The sequence below is a fragment of the Rhizomicrobium sp. genome (genome assembly GCA_037200045.1).
In the GTDB taxonomy this organism is placed as follows: Bacteria; Pseudomonadota; Alphaproteobacteria; order Micropepsales; family Micropepsaceae; genus Rhizomicrobium.
On the sequence record JBBCHM010000001.1, the window covers coordinates 404,727 to 422,585 of the forward strand.

Consider the following 17,859-nt stretch of genomic DNA (forward strand, 5'->3'; position numbering starts at 1 on the left):
CGGGATGGGTCCCGGGTCTCGCTTCGCTCGCCCGGGATGACACTTTTTGCTTAGCGTGCGTGCGAACCTGATCTAATTTTCGCCGGATTGTTCGCCTATCCGCCGTCGGCGGCCGGCGACGGGAACGAATCTGGATTGCACCGGTTGAGAGGATACTTCTCCCGAGCCGCGTTTATGGAGATCGTCATGAGATTCGCCTTCGCCCGCCTGTCCGCCGCTCTCGCGATTTTTCTCGCGCTCGCCTTGCCGCTCGCCTCGGCGGCGCGCGCCGCCGACGATCCGGCGATCGCCGCCGTGCAGACCTTCTACGACACGCTGCTCGACTCCATGAAGGCCGGCAAGGCGCTCGGCGCGCAGGGCCGCTACGCCAAGCTGAAGCCCGTCATCGAGCAGACCTTCGACCTCGGCACCATGATCAAATACGCCGTCGGCCCCGGCTGGGACACCGCCTCGCCGGCCGACCAGAAGGCGCTGACCGACGCATTCGAGCGCATGACGGTGGCGCAATATGCCGGCAATTTCGACAGCTATAGCGGCGAGAAATTCGTCGTCGATCCGAACGTGATCGTGCGCGGCGCCGACCGCTACGTCTCGAGCAAGCTCGTCGCCAAGGACCAGACGGTGACGTTCATCTATCGCGTGCGGCAATTCGGTTCGAGCTGGAAGATCATCGACGTGCTGCTGGAAGGCTCGATCAGCCAGCTCGCGGTCTACCGCTCCGACTACGCCGCGACGATCAAGGCCGGCGGCGCGGCCGCCTTGGTCAAGAAGATCGATTCCGTCGCCGACAAGGCGCTGAGGGGATAGATCCAACCTCTCCCGCTTCGCGGGAGAGGTTATTTCACCGGCGGCCTCCCCATCAGCGCCGGCTGGAAGAACAGCATCGTCGCCAGCGTCCAGCCCAACGAGATCATCAGAAGCTCGCCCATGCTCGCGGTGCCCGGATGGCTCGACAGCCACAGGCTGCCGAAGCCGCTGGCCGTCGTCGCCGCGCTGAAGATCACCGCCCGCGTCAGGCTCGACTCGAGAAGATTGGTCTGGCCGGACCGCCACGCCATGACGAAATAGATGTTGAACGCCACCCCGATCCCGAACAGCAGCGGCAGCGCGATGACGTTGGCGAAGTTGAGCTGAAGCCCGATCGCCACCGCCGTCCCGATCGTCAAAAGTCCCGTCAGCACCAGCGGGATGATGGTGTACAGCACGTCGCGCAGGCGCCGCAGCACCAGCAGGAGAAGCGCGGTGATCACCGCGAAGGACAGGAGGCCCGCCTCGATGAAGGCGTTCACGATGGTGGTGCCCGACTGGCGGATGGAGATCGGCGCCCCGGTCGCGTCGGGCGCCACCTGCATCACCGCCTTGGAGAAGGCGTTGAGCGACTGGTTGCTGCCGCTGGTGTCGGCGGGGAACACCTGGATGCGCGCCGTGCCGTCCTTCGCCACCCAGTCGCGCACCATGTCCGGCGGCAGCGTGTCGAGCGTGATCTCGCTCGCCTGCAGCGACGCGCTCATCTGCGCCAGCAGCGTCTTCAGCCCCGGCACCAGCGCGTCGGCGGCGCGGGCGCGCAGCTCAGGGCCGCCGGCGGCGAGCTTGTCCAGCGTCGCGGCGAGCGCCGCGGCGTCCTTGGCCGCCGGGGTGGCGTCGCGCGCCGCGGCCTCGCGCAGCGCGCTCGCGGTGTCGCGCAGGCTCTCCACCACCTCCGCGTCGCTCGGCTCGGGCTTCACGGCGAACGGGTTGATCGTCGAATCCAGCAGCAGGTTGGCGTCGCCGATCAGCTTCAGCTTGGCCGGCTGGTCGTCCGGCACGAAGTCCGCCAGCGTGATGGCTTCGGCCACCATCTTCAATTCCGCCATCTTGCGCGCCCGCGCCTTGGCCGCGTCGAGGCTGGGCGCCAGCAGGTCGATCGTGTTTGGCGAGGTCTGCGGATCCTTGGTCAGGTCCAGGATCGTCGACACCGATTCGGTCTTGGCGCTGCGCAGGTCGAGCGGATTGAAATCGAATTTGATGAACGAGGTCAGGACCAGCGCCGCGATGCCGAGGAGCAGCGCCCCGCCCAGCACCTGGCGGCGGCGCGTGAGCATGAACCGGTCGACGGGCGCGAAGAAGCTGTAGCCGACGTCCTCGCTCTCGCCTACCGGCTTGGTCAGGACCAGGAGCGCCGGCAGGAAGCTCACGGTCAGCGCGAAGGCCACGATCATGCCGATGCCGGCGACCATGCCGAGCTGCGCCACGCCGGCATATTCGGTCGGCACGAAGGAGAAGAACCCCGCCGCCGTCGCCGCCGCCGCCAGCGCCAGCGGCTTTCCGACGCTGCGCCCGGCGCAGCGCAGCGACTGCACCAGATCGTGCACCACGAAGCGCTCATGGCGGTAGCGCACGCAGAACTGGATGCCGAAATCGACGCCGAGCCCGACGAACAGCGCCACGAAGGCGATCGAGATGATGTTGAAGACATGGGCGAAATAGAGCCCCGCCGCCATGGTGAGCGAAAGCCCGACCGCGATGGTCAGGAGGATGCAGAAGATGATCTTGAACGAGCGCACCGCCAGCCACAGCGTCGCCGTCACCGCCGCCAGCATGGCAAGGCCCATCAGCAGGGCGCGGTCGGCCAGGGTGGCGAACTCCTCGTCCGACAGCGGCACCGGGCCGGTCAGCCGCACGCGCACGCCGTTGTCCGGCGTCAGCCCCAGCCGGCGCGCCGTGGCGCGGATCGCGTCGCTCGCCGTCGCGCCCGGCTCCAGCGCGGCGAAATCGAGCTTGGGCTGCACCTCGATGAAGTGCCGCGTCTCGCGCGTCGCCGCCTTCTGGCCGCTCACCAGCTCGCGCCAGGAGAGCCAGGTCTTCCGGCCGTCCGCGATCTTGGCCAGCGTCGCGCCGAAGCCGTGGATCGGGCGCTGCAGGTCGGAGAGTTTTGCCTGGCCCTGCGCCACGCCGTCCAGCGCCGTGCGAAGGCTCGCCATGATCCCGCGCAGGGAGGGATCGGCCGCCATCGGTCCCAGGAACGGGGCGGCGGCGATCATCTGCTCGGTGTTGGATTTGACGTCCGCCAGGGGCAGGAACAGCAATCCGTTCTTGTCGAAGAAGTCGCCGCCGTCGGGCCGGCGCACGCTGTTGAACAGTTTGGTCTGGCCGGCCAGCGCGTCATTCAGCGCCTTGGTACCGGCCTCGGCCAGTTCCGGCGTCTGGCCGTCCACCACCACGGCGATGAGGTTGACCTGCTGGGGAAACAGCGAATCGAAATGCATTTCGCGCTGGCGCCACTCGACCTTGGGCGAGATCAGCTTGCTCGCATCGGTGTCGATGTTGAAATTCGCCGCCGTATAGGCCGCGCCCGCCGCACCAAGCGCCAGGAACAGGGCGACGACCAGTCCGGGGGCGCGGCAGCACGCCGCCACGAGGCGCTCGGTGAATGACATGCCAAGGCTTGTAGCGGAGGCCTAGAAGTCCGGCAAACCCTGGACGTCGGGCACGCCGTTGTGGATTTCGGCGTTGCGCGACTGGCGGAACAGGCTGCGGGTCGTGGCGTAGAGGTCGATGGAGTTGCGCTGGATCTCGCGCAATTCGTCGATGCCGATCGAGCGCGAATCCATCAGCGAAACGACCCGGATCGGCCAGGACCAGTAATAGTTCTTGTGCCGCCACTGCACATAGCCGAGCGGGTTGATGAAGCCGTCGATATAGGCCCCGGCCAAATCGCGCGGATCGGCCGGCCCGGCCAGCGGGATCACCATGTAGGGCCCCTCGCCGACGCCGTACCAGCCCATGGTCTGGCCGAAATCCTCCTGGTGATAGGGCAGGCCCCACCCCGTCGCCACGTCGAACACCCCGGCGACGCCGAGCGTGGAATTGACCGCGAACCGCTCGATCGCCTCGCCGCCGCGGCTCACATTGCCCTGCAGCACGTCGTTGGCGAGGGTGACGGGCAGGCGCAGATTGGTCAGGAAATAATGCAGGTGCTCGCGCAGCGGCGCGGGGGCGGCGCTCTTGTAGAAGGTCGCGATCGGCAGGGCGACGCGGTCGTCCAGGCTATGGTTAAAATCGAACACCTGGCGGTTCACCGGCTCGAACGGATCGTTCTGCTCGATGGATTCCTGGCTCGTCGAACAGGCCCCCAGGCCCGCGCACAACGCTGCGACAGCCGTCAATCCCCAATATCGCACGCATCCCCCCGAATGACATTCGGCCCTCGACCGCGGCGCCACGTTACCGCCAATTTTCCCCGTGCGTCTACGCTCCCCGCGCCTCCCCGTCGTCGCAAGGTTGGAGTCGCCTACATCACCGCGCCGATCTGCCAGGGAACGAATTCCGCACCGCCATAGCCCAGTTCCTCGCTCTTGCTCTTGGTTCCCGACGCGACCGCCAGCAGGAGGTCGAGGATCTCCGCGCCCTTCTCCTCCACCGTGGCGGCGCCGCGCGCGATGGCGCCGCAATCGATGTCGATGTCCTCTTTCATGCGCTCATAGATCGCGCTGTTGGAGGAAAGCTTGATCGAGGGCGAGGGCTTGCAGCCATAGGCCGAGCCGCGCCCCGTGGTGAACGCGATCAGGGTGGCGCCCGACGCGACCTGGCCGGTCGCGCTGCACGGATCGAAGCCCGGCGAGTCCATGAACACCAGGCCGTGTTCATGGATCGGCGCGGCATATTCCACCACCTCGTTCAGCGGCGAGGTTCCCGATTTCGCCACCGCGCCCAGCGACTTCTCCAGGATGGTCGTCAGCCCGCCCGCCTTGTTGCCCGGCGAGGGATTGTTGTTCATCTCCATGTCGTGGATTTTCGTGTAGCGCTCCCACCAGTCGAGCCGCGCGCGCAGCTTCGCCGAAACCTCCGGCGCCCTGGCGCGGGCATAGAGCAGGTGCTCGGCGCCGTAGATCTCCGGCGTCTCCGACAGGATCACCGTGCCGCCCAGCGCCGCCAGCCGGTCGCTGGCATTGCCGAGCGCCGGATTGGAGGTCACGCCCGACCACGCATCCGATCCGCCGCATTGCAGGCCCAGCACCAATTCGCTCGCCGGCACCTGCGTGCGCCGCGCCGCGTCGATCTTCGGCAGGATCGCCTTCAGCCGCTCCAGCCCCTCTTCGATGGCGCGCCGCGTGCCGCCGACCTCCTGAATGGTGAAGGCGTGGAACGCATCGCTCTCGGCAAGGCCGTAATCGGTCTTCAGCCGGTCGATCTGGATCACCTCGCAGCCAAGGCCCACCAGCAGGATCGCGCCGAAATTCGGATTGGCCGCGGTGCCCCACAGCGTGCGGCGCAGGATGTCGAAACCCTCGCCCGATCCGGCCATGCCGCAGCCGCCGGCATGGGTGATCGGCACGATGCCGTCGACATGCTCGAACCCCTGCAGCAGGCCGCTGCGCTCGGCCGCTTCGGCGATGTGCCGCGCCACGGTGGCCGAGCAGTTCACGCTCGTCAGCACGCCGATATAGTTCCGCACGCCGACGCGCCCGTCCTGCCGGCGATAGCCCATGAAACCGCGGGGCGGTTCGCCGCGCTGCCAGGCCGGCGCCGTCTGGGCGGCCGCGCGCAGGCCGGACATTGCGAGATTGTGCACATGCGCATGCGCCCCCGCCGCGATGTCCGCCGTAGCGACACCGATCACCTGGCCGTATTTGCGCACCGCCGCGCCGGCGGGGATCGCGCGCGTCGCGATCTTGTGGCCCGACGGGATCGCCTCGCGCGCGGTGACGTTCTCCGAGGCGATCCGCGTGCCCGCCGCGATGCGGCCGGCCGCGACGACGACGTTGTCACTCGGGTGCAGGCGTACCGTTACGGCATCCTTGGTGAGAAGGTCGGACAAGTCGGTTCCTTCGCGCTTGCGGCCCGCGGCGTCCGATACTTACTATCCCCACAGGCGTCAGGCCAGACTGCCGGCAAACGGCGGCTTTTTCGGGAACCAAGCGGGCATGTTGAAAGCTATCGACCCGCTTTCGGGACCGGAACTGCTCTGTATCCTGACGAAGGGCGCGATCGGCCCTGAAAGCGCCTAGATGCGGATCGACGCCCACCAGCATTTCTGGCGCCTCGACCGCGGCGACTATGGCTGGCTCACGGCGAAGGATCATCCCCGGATCGCGCGCGACTTCCTGCCCGCCGATCTGGCGCCGCTGCTGAGCGCCGCGAAGATCGACAAGACCATCCTCGTCCAGGCCGCGCCCAGCGAAACGGAGACGCATTACCTCCTTGAACTGGCGCGCGCCGCGCCCTTCGTCGCCGCCGTGGTCGGCTGGATCGATTTCGAGGCCGCCGATGCGCCGACGCGTATTGCCCGTCTCTGTGCCAACCCAAAGCTCATGGGCCTGCGCCCCATGCTGCAGGACATCGCCGACGAGGAGTGGATCCTCAATCCCGCCTTCGCCCGCGTGTTCGACGCCATGCAGCGCGGCAAGCTGCGCTTCGACGCGCTGGTGACGCCGCGCCATCTGCCGGCGCTGGCGGAGCTGATCGACCGCTATCCCGACCTCGCCGTCGTGATCGATCACGGCGCCAGGCCGGACATCGCCAAGGGCGAGCTTGAAGTGTGGAAGCCCTATATCCGCCACATCGCGGCGGAGACCAACGCCTATTGCAAGCTTTCGGGCCTCGCCAGCGAAGCCGGTCCCGGCTGGACGGCCGAGACGCTCAAACCCTATGTCGACGTGCTTCTCGACTCGTTCGGTCCCGAGCGGCTGATGTGGGGCAGCGACTGGCCGATGCTGAACGAGACCGGCGATTACGCCTCCTGGCTCGGCGCCTGTATCGCGCTCACCGCGGCGCCCGACCGCGAAGCGATCTTCGGCGGCACGGCGGCGAAGTTCTACGGAGTCGAGGGATGAGGCCCGCCAACAAATCGGTGTCATGGTCCGCGAATGCGGGCCACCGCATTCGCGGGCCATGACAGCGGAGAGTGGCAATGCCGCCCTTCGACGGCTGCCTCTCGGCAATCTCTCCTGGCCATCCCATCTGGAAATGACCTGAACGCATGTCCGAACGCGATTCCTCCAAGCTCCCGCTCGTCACCAAGGCCGTCTACGGCACCGGCCAGTTCGCCGACAGCATCAGCTCGACGGCGATCAACACCTTCCTGCTGTTCTATCTGAACGAGGTGTGCGGCCTGTCCGGCGTCCTCGCCGGCGCCTCGCTCGGCATCGCGCTCGTGGTCGATGCCTGCGTCGATCCCCTGATGGGCTCGATCTCCGACAACACGAATTCGCGCTGGGGCCGGCGCCATCCCTACATGATCTTCTCGCTGGTGCTGATCGCGCTGGGCCTCGGCCTGCTGTTCTCGATCCCGCGCGGGCTCACCACCTGGCCGCTGTTCGGCTACGCGACGCTGATCGCGCTGGTGCTGCGCATCGGCCTGTCCGGCTATGTCGTGCCCTATATCGCGCTCGGGGCCGAGCTGACCGACGATTATGTCGACCGCTCCGCCATCGTCGCCTGGCGTACCTTCTTCAGCGTCTTCGCCACGCTGGCCCCGCTGATCCTCGGATACATGATCTTCCTCGCCGGCGCGAAGATCTACGACCGCGCCGCCTATATCCCCTTCGCCTGGAGCTGCGCGGCGCTGATGACCGTGTTCGGGGCGCTCGCCGCCTTCGGCACGCTCGGCACGCGCGGCCGCCTGCACAAGGCCGTGCCGGGCGAGGGCCATCCGCTGCCGCGCCTCTTGCGCGAAGTGGCCGAGGTGTTCCGCAACCCGTCCTTCCGCCTCCTGTTCTCCAGCGTGCTGATCTTCTTCGTGGCGCAAGGCACCGCCGCCGCCCTCAACCTGCACGGCAACAAATTCTTCTGGCGCCTCGACACCCAGCAGATCCTGTTCGTCGCGGTGCTGCTCTTGGTCGGCGTGATGGCCGGCCTGCCGGCCGTGTGGCTGACCGGCGCGCGCGTCGAAAAGCGCGCCATGGTGATCTGGAGCCTCGCCTATATCGTGGTGACGCAGGCCGGCCTGCCGGTCGCGCGCATCGTGGGCCTGTTGCCGTCCGATCCGAATCTGACCGTGCTGGCGCTGTCGATCAACTCGGTGATCGCCGGCGTCGCCATCACCTTCCTCACGGTCGGCTTCCAGTCGATGATGGCCGACGCGGCGGACGAGCACGAATTGCTGTTCGGGGCGCGGCGCGAAGGCGTCTATTTCGCGGGCCTGTCCTTCTCGACCAAGGCGGCGAGCGGCCTTGGCGGGCTGATCTCGGGCCTGGTGCTCAGCCTGATCGGCTTTCCCGCCGATCTCGCGTCGAAGGGCGGCGATGCCGCGCACATCCCGCTCGCCACGGTGAACGCGCTCGGCCTCGCCTATGGCATCGTGCCGGGCGCGATGACCTTCGCCTGCATCATCTTCACGCTTTACTACCGCCTCGACCGCGCCGCGCATGCCCGCATCCAGCAGGCGCTGGTCGAGCGCCGCGCCTTGGCCCCGGCGCAGCTCTCGGACACGCTTCCCATCCCGGAGAATTCGCCATGACCATCCGCAACCGCATCACCGAGCTGCTCGGCGTCGAATATCCCGTCGTGCAGGCGCCGATGGGCTGGATCGCGCGCTCCCAGCTCGCCTCCGCCGTCTCGAATGCCGGCGGCATGGGCATCATCGAGACCTCCTCCGGCGAGCTCGACGCGGTCAAGGGCGAGATCGCCAGGATGCGCACGCTCACGACGAAACCCTTCGGCGTGAACGTCGCGCTCGCCTTCGTACGCGATCCGGGCATCGTGAACTTCATCATCGACCAGGGCGTGAAATTCGTCACCACCTCGGCCGGCGATCCGCAGAAGATCGTGGCGCCGCTGAAGGCCGCCGGCCTCACCGTCTTCCACGTCGTGCCCTCGCTGAAGGCCGCGCTGCGCGCCGTGGATTGCGGCGTCGACGGCCTGGTGGTCGAGGGCGGCGAGGGCGGAGGGTTCAAAAATCCGAAGGAAGTCGCCCTGATGGTCCTGCTGCCGCTGGTCTGCGAAAGCGTGAACGTCCCCGTCGTCGCGGCCGGCGGGATGGTGGACGGCCGCACCATGGCGGCGGCCTTCCTGCTGGGCGCCGAAGGCATCCAGATGGGCACCCGCATGGTGTCGGCGGCGGAATCGCCGGTGCATGCGAACTGGAAGAACGCCATCCTCGCGGCGGCGGAGACCGACACGGTGTTCCTCAACCGCTTTGGCCCCGGCCCGGCGCTGCGGGCGCTCCGCACCGAGAAGACCACCCGGATCGAAAAGGAGCCGCCGCCGAACATCATGGCCGAGTTCGGCAAGGCGACCGACCTCTATTTCGGCGGCGACATGGAGGCGTCCATCGCCCTCTCCGGCCAGGTCGCCGGCCGCATCCACGACATCAAGCCGGTCAAGCAGGTGATCGACGAGACCGTCGCCGAATTCTACGCCGTCATCGCCCAGGCGGCGAAGAAGTATGCATAGCTTTCCTCCCCCGCGTTTGCGGGGGCTTCATAGCGACAGTGTATGAAGGCCGGGTGAGCAACAGCGAACCCGGCAGGGTGCCGAGCGTAGCGAGGCGGAGGGGGCCCGGATACAATCTCCGCGCCCCACGTTTCCGACTCCGGCGGGCGAAAGGAACTCCCATGGCAGCGCGCAAGAAGGCCAAAGCGAAAGCGCACGAGGCTCCCGCCCACACCGCGCACGCCCGCCGCGGCGGTGGGCGTCCGGCCTGGCAGGGGCATCTGCGCCTGTCGCTGGTGTCCTGTCCCGTGGCGCTCTACGGCGCCACCACGCGCAGCAACGACATCTCCTTCCACATGCTCAATCCCAAGACCAACAACCGCATCCGCATGATCCCGACCGATCCCGATACCGGCCCGGTCGAGCGCAAGGACCTGGTGAAGGGCTACGAGATCGAGAAGAATAAATACGTCGTCGTCACCAATGAGGAGCTTTCGGACGTCCGGCTCGAAACCACCAAGACCATCGACATCGAACGCTTCGTCGACGCGGCCGAGATCGACCGGCTCTACTGGAACGATCCCTATTACCTGGTGCCCGACGGCAAGACCGGGACCGAGGCCTACACCGTGATCCGCGACGCACTGGTGCAGGCCGGCCGCATCGCCATCGGCCGCGTCGTGATGCACACTCGCGAGCGCATGGTGGCGCTGGAGCCGCGCGACAAGGGCATCGTTGCCTACACGCTGCGCACCGCCGAGGAGGTGATCGATCCCAGGACCGTGTTCGCCGACATCCCCACCGCGCGCTCCGACAAGAAGATGGTCGAGATCGCGGAGCGGATCATCGAGCAGCAGGAAGGCGCGTTCGATCCGTCGATGTTCGAGGACCGCTACGAAAAGGCTCTGCGCGATTTGATCCGCCGCAAGCAGAAGGGCCAGAAGCCGGTCAAGGCCGAGCCGGTTGAAGACACCAACGTGATCGACCTGATGGAAGCGCTGCGCAAGAGCCTGAAGCACAAGGCCGCGCCGGCCAACACCAACACGAAGAAGCGGGCGCGCGGTTAACCCGCGTTTCCTCCCCCGCGTTTGCGGGGGAGGGGGACCGCGAAGCGGTGGAGGGGGCAGAAACGCGCTTCGGCGCCAGCGCTGGCCCCCTCGTCCGTACGCTGTCGCTACGGACCGCTGCGCTCGGCACCTCCCCCGCAAACGCGGGGGAGGAAACTACATTCCCATCTTCTTCATCGCCGGCCCGAGCGCCTTGGCGCTCCTCGCCAGCCCGGCCCACGGGTCCGCCTTCTTCAGCACCGGCCCGATGGTTCGGATATCGTACGCCTTCGGATCCAGCCCCCTCTTCACCTGGCTCCACGCCAGCGGCACCGCGATGGGGCAGCCCTCGCGCGCCCGCGTGCTCCAGGGCGCGACGCCGGTCGAGGTGCGGTCGTTGCGCAGATAGTCGACGAAGATCTTCCCGGCCCGCGCCTTCTTGGCCAGCGTCGTGGTGTAGCGCTCCGGCATGTCGGCTTCGAGCTTCACCGCCACCGCCTTGGCGAACGCCTTCGCCTCCGGCCAGGTCGCGCCCTTGATCGCGATCACGACATGCAGCCCCTTGCCGCCGGTCGTTTTCACGAACGGCTCGAAGCCGAGCGCCGCCAGCCGCTTGCGCAATTCCTGCGCGCCCTCCACCACGCGGTCGAAGTCCACGTCCGGCGCCGGATCGAGATCGAAGATCACCCGCTCCGGCGTTTGCGGATCGCCCGGCTTCGAACCCCAGGGATGGATTTCGGTCACCGCCTGCTGCGCCAGCGCGACCAGCGCCGCGGCGCTGTCGACGCCGAGAAAGGGCTCCTTCTCGCCCGCGACCTTGATCGCCAGCATCGGCACCTGCGTGCCTTTCAGCGCATGGCGCTGGAAGAAGGTCTCGCCTTCGATCCCGTCGGGCGTGCGCACGATGGAGATCGGCCGCTCCGCGATATGCGGCAGCATCCGCTCCGCCGCCGCCGCCATGTAGGTCGCCAGGTCGAGTTTGGTCACCGCCGGTCCCGCCTTCGACTTCGGCCACAGCGCCTTGTCGGGATGGCTGATCGTCACGCCGAGCACGACATTGTCCTTCGCGGGCCTGGTCGCCGCGCGCGCCGATTTCGCCGCCATCGTCTTCTTCTCCTTCGCGTCCGCCGGCAGTTCGATCGTCACCGCGCTCGCCGGCTTGTCGGCGCGCAGGCCCTTGAACGCCGCCTGGCGGAACAGCCCGTCCGATGTGACGTTCTCGTATGCGATCTCGGCGACGAGTTTCGGCTCGACCCAGTTGAGATCGCCGCCGCGCGGCGCGTCGGCGAAGGCCGGCCTGTCGCGCCTGAGCGGCTTCAGCTTCTTCAGGAGGTCGGCCGCGACCGCCGCCGTATAGCCTGTGCCGACCCGGCCCATATAGACGAACTTGCCGTCGCGATGCGTGCCGACCAGTAGCGAGCGCAGCGTGCCCGCGTCGCCGCGCCAGCCGCCGATCACCACTTCCTGCCCGCCGCGGCATTTCGATTTGGTCCACGACCCCGTGCGGCCCGACACATAGGGCGCGTCCAGCCGCTTGGAGACGATGCCCTCCATGTCCATCTTGCAAGCGGCTTCCAGCATCGCGTCGCCATGCGAGGTGAAATGCGGCACGAAGCGCAGCCGCTTGCTGTTCTTCGCGTGTTTCAAGACCTCCTGAAGCGCGTCCTTGCGCGCCGACAGCGGCAGCTTGCGCAGATCGCGCCCGCCGGCGAACAGGCAATCGAACAGGAAGAACACCAGTCCGCCGGTCTTGCCGTCCGACAGCGCGAGCTGCAGCGCCCCGAAATCCGCCGCGCCCTCCGCGTTCAGGGCGCAGATCTCGCCATCGATCAGGCAATCGGGCAGCTTGCCGCCATCCGCCGCGATCTCGGGAAACTTCTGGGTCCAGTCCAGCCCCTTGCGGGTGCGCAGCACGGCGCGGCCATTCTCGACCCGCATCTGCAGGCGATAGCCGTCGAACTTGACCTCATGCACCCAGCCGTCCGTCGACGGCGGCGTCTGGACCAGTTGCGCCAGTTGCGGCGCCACGAAATCGGGCATCCGCGTCACGCGCGGCGCTTCACGGTCTTGCGACTCTTTTTTTTAACGGCGGTCTTCTTCAGCGCCTTCACGTTCTCGGCGACCGGGCGGTTGGAATTCCACACCTTGCCCGATTTCGCCGCGATCTCGTCCAGCGTGCGGCCGGTCGCCACCGAGGTCACGTCCTTCGCCAGCGCGTCGCCCGCCTTGCCGCGCCTGGCCTCGTCGTCGATCTCCTTGATCAGCAGCCAGTTGTGGCGGAGCTTGCGGCCGGGCCGCGCCGGGTCGTCGCGCATGCGCACCAGCGCCCATTTGCCCTTCATCCGCTCGCCGTCGAGCACGAATTTCAGGTGGCCGGCGCGCAGCTCGCCCTCCGGATCGTCGCCTTGCGGGCTCCATGTCCCGCGATCCCAGAGCTGCACCGTGCCGCCGCCATATTGCCCTTCCGGGATCGTGCCCTCGAAGGTGCCGTATTCGATCGGATGATCCTCGACCTCGACCGCCAGCCGCTTCACCGCCGGATCGAGCGACGGCGTCTTGGTCACCGCCCAGGATTTATAGACCCCGTCCAGCTCCAGGCGCAGGTCGTAATGCAGCCGCGTCGCGGCATGGCGCTGGATGACGAAGCGCGACTTGCCCTTGCCCTTGGCGACCTTGCCGCGCGGCTCCCGCGTGACGCCGAAATCGCGCTTGGACTGATAGGTGGAAAGACCGGCCATGAAGCGGAAACTGCCATGAACCGTCGAAAGTTCCGAGAGGCAGGCGCTCCGGGGCGCCTGCTTGATGGCCATATCCTTATAGTCTATAAAAAACAAAAGCGGTTGGAAGAATGCATCGTATTCCTCTGCGGGATAAAAAGTTCAAGCCATTGATATTAAAAGAAGAAGCGCGGTCTTCGATCCCAATTCTTATAGGCTATAAATGAAAATTCCCGCCACGCCGCCAGACTTCCAGGCGACCCTTGCAAAAATCGGAAAGGACCCGAAAAAGGCCCCTCTTTTGTTTTCGTCCCAGATCGATGGTGTGTCCGTCGGACCCTATGAGCACTGGGAAAAGGTTCGATTCAAGCCTGCCCCCGAACCTCTGGCTCCCGACGAAGCTTGGGTAGTGATGAAGATGAAAAGGTTGGTGGCCCGGCGCCCCCTGCCGTTTTCGGATACGAAGTCGCAAAAGTTCTTCTACACGCAGATCGGCGACTTTCAACGGGCATTGCATGAGATCGATAGCAACGCGCGCGGGCTCGTCGGCATGCCGGGCGCCGCCGCTACGTCCGAAAATCGGGATGTCTATCTTCAGAAATCGCTGCTCGAGGAGCCTTTCTCCAGTTCCGTCTTGGAAGGGGCCGCGACCACGCGCGAAGTCGCTCGGAAGATGATCGAGGAGGGGCGCAAGCCTAAGACGGTTGGCGAACGAATGGTTCTCAACAACTATCGTGCGATGAGCTTCATTCGGGAGCACCGGCACGAGGGACTGACGCCGGCTCGGGTCCTAGAACTCCATCGCATCCTAACTTTAGACACTCTGGAGAAGCCGGAAAAGGTGGGAGTATTCCGTACGGCTGCCGACGACGTTCGCGTTGTTGAATCGTTGTCGGGCGAAACACTCCATATGCCGCCACCCGCCGGCGAGTTGCCGGCGAGATTGCAGGCACTCTGCGACTTCGCCAACGAATCGGACATGGGAAAGGCGGGATTTCTCCACCCCGTCATTCGCGCCATCGTCCTGCACTTCATGCTTGCTTACGATCATCCGTTTTGGGACGGCAATGGGCGTTGCGCAAGGGCGCTGTTCTATTGGTGTGTCTTGAAACATGGCTATTGGCTGCTCGAATATGTTTCGATATCCGCGGTGATTATGCGTGCTCCGACGAAGTATGGGATGGCATTTCTCTACAGCGAAACCGACGAAGGCGATCTCACATATTTTATCGATCATCAATTGGGCGTTATCGAACAATCTCTCGCCGATTTGCAAAAATATCTTGTCGAGAAAACCAAGGAACTCGGCGATTTGGGAAAGGCGCTTGGTCGCCTTGAAAGCCAACTGAATCGGCGCCAATTGGGCATCGTGCAGCTCGCCTTGAAGAGTGCATCCGCGCGCTTCGAAATCCAGCAGCACGCCGATTCTCACCACGTCAGCTATCTCACCGCGCGCGCCGATCTGGAGTCGCTTGCGAAGCGTCGTCTTCTCCGCAAGACCAAGGAAGGCGTGAAGTCGGTATTTCTCGTTCCGCCGGATCTGCGCGAGCGGCTGGGCCTGACGGCCAAGCCCGTCAAGCGCCCGCCGACTTAGCCGCCGCCTGCGCGAAGGGCAGGGCGGTGGCCACGACCTCCTCGACCGGCTCGGCGAAGCCGCGCTCGATCCAGGCCCGCGCGATGTCGATCACCGCGCCCAGCACCCCGGCCGCCGCCAGCACCGTGCGCGTCCGGGGCGCGAAGAGCTGCACCAGCCGTGTCGCGGTCTCCCGCCCCGCCGCCTGCATGGCCGGCTCGCGGCCATGGGCGTCGAGCAGGAAGACCCGCGCCGGCCCGGGATGCTCGGCCAGGGCGGCGAAGAAACCGGTCAGGGCGCTCTTCACCGGATCGGCCGGATCGACGGCCTGCGTCAGCCGCGCCAGCAATTCGCGCTGCACCGCCCCATAGGCCTCCAGGAACAGCGCGTCCCGGCTCGGGAAGGACTCATAGAAATAGCGCGCCGTCAGCCCCGCCTCGGCGCAGATCGCCGCCACCGTCGCGCTGTCGCGCCCGGTCCGGCCGAACACGTCGATCGCGGCCCCGATCAGCCGTTCCCGGCGCTCCGCCTGCCGGTCCGCGAAACTGGCCCCGCCATAGCGTCGCCGCTCTTTTTCCAAGGTCGCCATCTTGACACGGTGGTGCCATCTGACTATCTGATAATCAAGATTGTCAGATAGTCAGATTGAGGTCGCGCCATGGCAACCGCTCCCGCACTGGACTTCAACCGCCGCCGCGACTGGAAAGCCGCCTTCCGCGCCATGCGGCTGCTGATCGCCGATCCCAACGACACCGCCCAGGTCTTCAAGATCATGCAGGCGCTGAACGCCGGCGTGACCGCCCGGAACTACAACCGCCTGCTGCAGACCGCCGAAGGCGGCCGCATCGCCTATGCCCGGGTCGAGCTGGTCGACACGTTCATGGACCCGAATTTCCTGCGCCGCTTCGCGCCCGGCACGGTCGGCGCCGCCTATCGCGCCTTCCTGGAGAAGACCGGCTTCTCCGCCGCCGGCCTGAAAGAGGTCGGCGAGCAGGTTCACGGCGCGGTCTTCCTGGAACATCCCTATGCCTGGTTCGGCCGGCGCGAGCGCGATATCCACGACATCTGGCACGTGCTGACCGGCTATCAGGCCGACGATCCGCTCGGGGAGTTGTGCCTCGTCGCGTTCTCCTATGCGCAGACCAGGGGCCTCGGCTGGGGCTTCATCGCGGCGATGGGCGCGCTCAAGAATTTGCGCGAGCCGCACGGCCGCCTCGTCGCGCGCGCCGTGTGGGAGGGCTACACCCACGGCAAGCAGGCCGCCTGGCTGCACGGCGAGGACATCGAGACACTGTTCGCCGAACCGCTCGACGCCGCCCGTGCCCGCCTGAACATCGCAGAGCCGGTGCATTACCGGCGCCTCAAGCAGATGGACACCGCGCCGTCGGCGCTGACGGCGACCGCCTCGGTTTAGACACCAGTTTCACGGTGTCATCCGCCGCGAATGCGGCGGACCCAGGTGAAATGCGCACCGCCGGAGCAGGCGTCAACTGGGTACCCCGCATTCGCGGGGTATGACACCTTTTGTCGAATGCAGTGAACCCCAGTCGCGCGGCCCTACGCCTTCTTCACCCGCGCATCGCGCAGCGCGGTGCGCCGCACCTTTCCCGCGTCGTCGCGGACGTTCTCGTCCACCAGCTCGAAGCTCCGCGGCTGCTTGTAGATCACCAGCCGCTCCGCCAGATGCCGCTTCAGCTCGTCCAGATCGAGCCCAGGCCTGGGCTGCACGATCGCATGCACCTGGTTGCCCAGTTCCTCATGCGGCAGGCCGATCACCGCGCTCGACGCCACGAGCGGATGCTCGTCCAGCGCCGCCTCGATCTCGGCCGGATAGACGTTGGCGCCGCCGACCAGGATCATGTCGGTGCGCCGGTCGGCGAGATAGAGATAGCCGTCTTCGTCGAACCAGCCGATGTCGCCGATGCTCTCCCAGCCGCCGGGCAGGCTGCGCGCCTCGGCGCCGACATAGCGATAGGTCGGCGGCAGGCCGGCCGCGTGCCGCATGAAGATCTCGCCGGTCTCGCCCGGCGGCAGGGGATGGCCGTGCGCGTCGAACGCCTTCATCTCGCCGCCCGGCATCACCCGCCCGACCGAGCCGCGGTGGGTGAGCCACTCCGGACCCGAGATCGTCGTCGCGGCCTGCGCCTCGGTGCCGCCATAGAGCTCCCAGATCGCATCGGCGCCGAGCCAGTCGATCCAGTGCTGCTTGAGCTGCGGCGGGCAGGGCGCCGCGAGGTGCCACACGGTCTTGAGGCTCGACACGTCGTAATCCGCGCGGGTCGGCAGCCGCCAGATCCGGCTCATCATCGTCGGCACCAGATAGATCCAGTTCGCGCGATAGCGCTCGATGTCGCGCAGCGTCTGCTCGGCGTCGAACTTCGTCATCACGATGACATGCGCGCCGGCGTTCAGCGCGGTGAAGACGTTGGCGAACGGCCCATTGTGGTAAAGCGGCCCGGGCATCAGCGCCACCGTATCGGCGGTGTGGCGCCAGAAGCTCGCCAGCGCGCCGCCCTTGGAGGTCAGCCCCGCCGCGCCGGAGACGATCAGCTTGGGCCGTCCCGTCGATCCGCCGCTGGTCGGCGCCTTCCAGGACGGCGAGACCGCGTCGGGCAGGTCGCTTTCGTCGGCGGAGGCCGCGAGCAATTCGCCGCTCGACACCACCGGCGCCGGTGAGGCCATCGGCGTGTCGCTGACCACGATGGGCGAATGGGCCAGCTCGATGATCGCCGCCAATTCGCTGGCCGGCAGGCGCGACGACACCGGCTGCGGCACCGCGCCGATCTTCCAGCAGGCGTAACAGACCTCGACGAACGGCACGCCGTTGGGCAAGGCGATGGTGACGAAATCGCCGAATTTCACGCCTTTGGCGAGAAGCCCGCGCGCCATCCGGTTGCTGCGCTTGTGCAGCTCGGCCCAGCTCAGCGTCGCGTCCTGCGCGGTGACCGCCGGCGCGTTGGGCTTTTGCGCCACGATCTCCTGCAACCGCGCGCCGATGGAGATATATTCCAGGCCTTCGCCCTCTGCCGACATGGTGTTCCGTCCCGGGATGGTCTTTGCCGCATCGTTACGATGCGCGCCGCGCGAGTCAAACCCGCTGCGGCAACGCGGCCCACGGTTCGTCGGCGCGAAGCGCCAACGAAGATTTCACGCGGAGCCGCGGAGAACGCGG

At 66.7% G+C, this 17,859-nt stretch carries 14 protein-coding genes; 7 read left to right on the forward strand and 7 right to left on the reverse strand.

The features are described from left to right. Positions 1-186: 186 nt before the first annotated feature. On the forward strand, positions 187-807 hold the full coding sequence (locus WDM86_01770; protein ID MEI9988740.1) for an ABC transporter substrate-binding protein: 621 nt from the start codon (positions 187-189) through the stop codon (positions 805-807). Between the two features lie 29 nt (positions 808-836). Here the strand turns inward: WDM86_01770 and WDM86_01775 are convergent, their stop codons facing one another. The 3 genes from WDM86_01775 to WDM86_01785 form a co-directional block, all read right to left on the reverse strand. Beyond that, positions 837-3,416, reverse strand: coding sequence for an MMPL family transporter (locus WDM86_01775; protein ID MEI9988741.1), 2,580 nt, complete (start codon positions 3,414-3,416; stop codon positions 837-839). 21 nt (positions 3,417-3,437) lie between these two features. Beyond that, entirely contained in the window at positions 3,438-4,145 is a 708-nt protein-coding gene (locus WDM86_01780) for a VacJ family lipoprotein (GenBank protein ID MEI9988742.1), read from the reverse strand. Between the two features lie 125 nt (positions 4,146-4,270). Then, entirely contained in the window at positions 4,271-5,797 is a 1,527-nt protein-coding gene (locus WDM86_01785; protein MEI9988743.1) for an altronate dehydratase family protein, read from the reverse strand. Positions 5,798-5,987: 190 nt separating this feature from the next. Here WDM86_01785 and WDM86_01790 point away from each other — a divergent pair, with 190 nt between their 5' ends. The 4 genes from WDM86_01790 to WDM86_01805 all read left to right on the forward strand — a co-directional run bounded on the left by WDM86_01790 (position 5,988) and on the right by WDM86_01805 (position 10,418). Next, the gene (locus WDM86_01790; GenBank protein ID MEI9988744.1) at positions 5,988-6,812 is read left to right on the forward strand and encodes an amidohydrolase family protein; all 825 of its coding nucleotides are present in this window, start codon (positions 5,988-5,990) and stop codon (positions 6,810-6,812) included. Between the two features lie 146 nt (positions 6,813-6,958). Further along, entirely contained in the window at positions 6,959-8,437 is a 1,479-nt protein-coding gene (locus WDM86_01795) for an MFS transporter (protein MEI9988745.1), read from the forward strand. Continuing rightward, positions 8,434-9,372: a nitronate monooxygenase gene (locus tag WDM86_01800; GenBank protein ID MEI9988746.1), complete on the forward strand. Its 939-nt coding sequence runs from the start codon at positions 8,434-8,436 to the stop codon at positions 9,370-9,372. Before WDM86_01795 ends, WDM86_01800 begins: the two co-directional genes overlap by 4 nt. A gap of 161 nt (positions 9,373-9,533) precedes the next feature. Further along, positions 9,534-10,418 carry a Ku protein gene (locus WDM86_01805; GenBank protein ID MEI9988747.1) on the forward strand — a complete coding sequence of 295 codons (885 nt, stop codon included), beginning with the start codon at positions 9,534-9,536 and terminating at the stop codon, positions 10,416-10,418. A 156-nt stretch (positions 10,419-10,574) separates the two neighbouring features. Here WDM86_01805 and ligD read toward each other — a convergent pair whose 3' ends face one another. Together ligD and WDM86_01815 are read right to left on the reverse strand one after the other, a co-directional pair. After that, the gene (gene ligD / locus WDM86_01810; protein MEI9988748.1) at positions 10,575-12,437 is read right to left on the reverse strand and encodes a DNA ligase D; all 1,863 of its coding nucleotides are present in this window, start codon (positions 12,435-12,437) and stop codon (positions 10,575-10,577) included. Positions 12,438-12,442: 5 nt separating this feature from the next. Continuing rightward, positions 12,443-13,207, reverse strand: coding sequence for a DNA polymerase ligase N-terminal domain-containing protein (locus WDM86_01815; protein ID MEI9988749.1), 765 nt, complete (start codon positions 13,205-13,207; stop codon positions 12,443-12,445). Positions 13,208-13,337: 130 nt separating this feature from the next. On the opposite strand from WDM86_01815, the gene WDM86_01820 reads away from it, so the two are divergent. Continuing rightward, positions 13,338-14,708 carry a Fic family protein gene (locus WDM86_01820; GenBank protein ID MEI9988750.1) on the forward strand — a complete coding sequence of 457 codons (1,371 nt, stop codon included), beginning with the start codon at positions 13,338-13,340 and terminating at the stop codon, positions 14,706-14,708. Here WDM86_01820 and WDM86_01825 read toward each other — a convergent pair. Continuing rightward, positions 14,689-15,276, reverse strand: coding sequence for a TetR/AcrR family transcriptional regulator (locus WDM86_01825; GenBank protein ID MEI9988751.1), 588 nt, complete (start codon positions 15,274-15,276; stop codon positions 14,689-14,691). The two genes, WDM86_01820 and WDM86_01825, sit on opposite strands and share 20 nt — an antisense overlap. A 69-nt stretch (positions 15,277-15,345) precedes the next feature. On the opposite strand from WDM86_01825, the gene WDM86_01830 reads away from it, so the two are divergent. Next, entirely contained in the window at positions 15,346-16,101 is a 756-nt protein-coding gene (locus WDM86_01830) for a Coq4 family protein (protein MEI9988752.1), read from the forward strand. Positions 16,102-16,244: 143 nt separating this feature from the next. Here the strand turns inward: WDM86_01830 and WDM86_01835 are convergent, their stop codons facing one another. Further along, positions 16,245-17,720 carry an AMP-binding protein gene (locus WDM86_01835; protein MEI9988753.1) on the reverse strand — a complete coding sequence of 492 codons (1,476 nt, stop codon included), beginning with the start codon at positions 17,718-17,720 and terminating at the stop codon, positions 16,245-16,247. Positions 17,721-17,859: the final 139 nt, after the last annotated feature.

Coding starts and splice junctions, on each gene's coding strand:
- WDM86_01770 (MEI9988740.1), top strand. CDS start 187: ATGAGATTCGCCTTCGCCCGCCTGTCCGCCGCTCTCGCGATTTTTCTC.
- WDM86_01775 (MEI9988741.1), bottom strand. CDS start 3,416: ATGTCATTCACCGAGCGCCTCGTGGCGGCGTGCTGCCGCGCCCCCGGA.
- WDM86_01790 (MEI9988744.1), top strand. CDS start 5,988: ATGCGGATCGACGCCCACCAGCATTTCTGGCGCCTCGACCGCGGCGAC.
- WDM86_01795 (MEI9988745.1), top strand. CDS start 6,959: ATGTCCGAACGCGATTCCTCCAAGCTCCCGCTCGTCACCAAGGCCGTC.
- WDM86_01800 (MEI9988746.1), top strand. CDS start 8,434: ATGACCATCCGCAACCGCATCACCGAGCTGCTCGGCGTCGAATATCCC.
- WDM86_01805 (MEI9988747.1), top strand. CDS start 9,534: ATGGCAGCGCGCAAGAAGGCCAAAGCGAAAGCGCACGAGGCTCCCGCC.
- ligD (MEI9988748.1), bottom strand. CDS start 12,437: ATGCCCGATTTCGTGGCGCCGCAACTGGCGCAACTGGTCCAGACGCCG.
- WDM86_01815 (MEI9988749.1), bottom strand. CDS start 13,207: ATGGCCATCAAGCAGGCGCCCCGGAGCGCCTGCCTCTCGGAACTTTCG.
- WDM86_01820 (MEI9988750.1), top strand. CDS start 13,338: ATGAAAATTCCCGCCACGCCGCCAGACTTCCAGGCGACCCTTGCAAAA.
- WDM86_01825 (MEI9988751.1), bottom strand. CDS start 15,276: ATGGCGACCTTGGAAAAAGAGCGGCGACGCTATGGCGGGGCCAGTTTC.
- WDM86_01830 (MEI9988752.1), top strand. CDS start 15,346: ATGGCAACCGCTCCCGCACTGGACTTCAACCGCCGCCGCGACTGGAAA.
- WDM86_01835 (MEI9988753.1), bottom strand. CDS start 17,720: ATGTCGGCAGAGGGCGAAGGCCTGGAATATATCTCCATCGGCGCGCGG.